At 60.9% G+C, this 1,370-nt stretch carries 2 protein-coding genes; both read right to left on the bottom strand.

What is annotated here, in order from left to right; all coding sequences use genetic code 11:
* Positions 1–79: 79 nt before the first annotated feature.
* Positions 80–712 carry a GAP family protein gene (locus tag ACY5KJ_RS19030; RefSeq protein ID WP_462204008.1) on the bottom strand — a complete coding sequence of 211 codons (633 nt, stop codon included), beginning with the start codon at positions 710–712 and terminating at the stop codon, positions 80–82.
* Positions 713–742: 30 nt separating this feature from the next.
* Positions 743–1,126, bottom strand: a complete 384-nt coding sequence (locus tag ACY5KJ_RS19025) for an SHOCT domain-containing protein (protein ID WP_462204007.1) — start codon at positions 1,124–1,126, stop codon at positions 743–745.
* Positions 1,127–1,370: the final 244 nt, after the last annotated feature.

Below are 1,370 nucleotides of genomic sequence, written 5' to 3'. Positions count from 1 at the left end.
GTTCGAAACGCGCAAGTTATTTCATTTCGACTCCTGTGTGCGGCGCTCGCCCTCCGGGGCGGGGACTCAAGCAGCCGCTTCAGTCGATGATGAGGGCGATGAAAATGATGCAGACGATGATGTTGATAAGCCAGCTGTGGGTGTTCATCCAGTCTCGGACGCGCGGTGCGGCGGCTTCTGCCCGTCTATGGAACAGTACCCGGGCAAGCAGCGGCAGTGCCGCCACCGTAACGGTCATCCCGATGAACGGGAGTGCTGCCGCATAGGACGCGTTGTTCTGCTGCAGATGTATTCCAACCGTCATCATAATCACGATGTCCGAGGGCATCAGCAGAATGACGAACAGTCCGACTTGGAACGCCTTCATCAGATCTGCCGCCATCAGCGTCGTCAGCCATTTCGGCGGCTCCACCGTTTCGCGCCGCACCCAGTTCTTCACGGCGGCGGCTGCCAACAGGCCCACCAGTACGTACTGGATGATCTGGCCGGCTGAACCGTTACTCCTCGGGCTGCCCAGGTCGACATCGCTGTCTAGCAGTGCAGCAAGGCCCATCATGACGGCCACACCGGTCGCTGTCGCGACCGCCACACCGGCCAGGAACCCCAGAGATACCCGCCCGGCTCGTGGCGTGGTAACGAAGATGATCGCCGACATGATCTGTGGTCCGATCATCATGGTGATTGCCAGCGGGAGAATCTGGAGACCGTCCATGGATGCTCCCCACCGCTTGACCATGCTGACTCACGCGAGAATCCTAGCCCTCTCGCGCTCGAACTCCTGGTCGTTGAGCAGTCCGCGGCGGTGCAGGTCGTCGAGCTTGGCCAGCTCGTCAGCAATGCTGGTCGTGCGGGTCGCGGCGCGGAGGTAGCCGCGGACCGCCTCCTCCTCGTACTGCTTGTGGAGCACCATCCGATCCTGCATCCCGTCGCCGCGCACGATCAAGTAACTCAGGATACCGATGACCGGAAGCACGAGGACAAAGATCGACCAGCCGGCCTTCCCCCAGCCGGACAGATCCCGACTACGAAAGATATCAGCATAGATAACAAACAGGAAATAGATCCAGACGGCAAACAAAAAGATAAACAGAACTGTTAGAAAAGCATTAAGCAACGGATAGTCCATAACCACTTCCTCGCTCGCCGAGCCAACAGCCGGACCGGGTCCTCCCGGCCCGTGCGCGTCAGGTGCGCCGCATTACCACAGCCATTACCTACCGCCTGTTCGCCGCGTCAAACCCAGCATCACCCGAAACTCACCCTCTCGTCTCGACCCGATGCCGCAGACGGTGGCCGGGGGCACTAGGTGACCAGGGGCACTGACGGAAGACGGTCGGCTTGGGGCGTCCGGCCGGACTTGCGGGCCTTCG

This window comes from Frankia sp. CcWB3 (genome assembly GCF_977927595.1).
The sequence above is the reverse complement of the archived record's forward strand: the minus strand, read 5'-3'. Positions and strand labels throughout refer to the sequence as shown.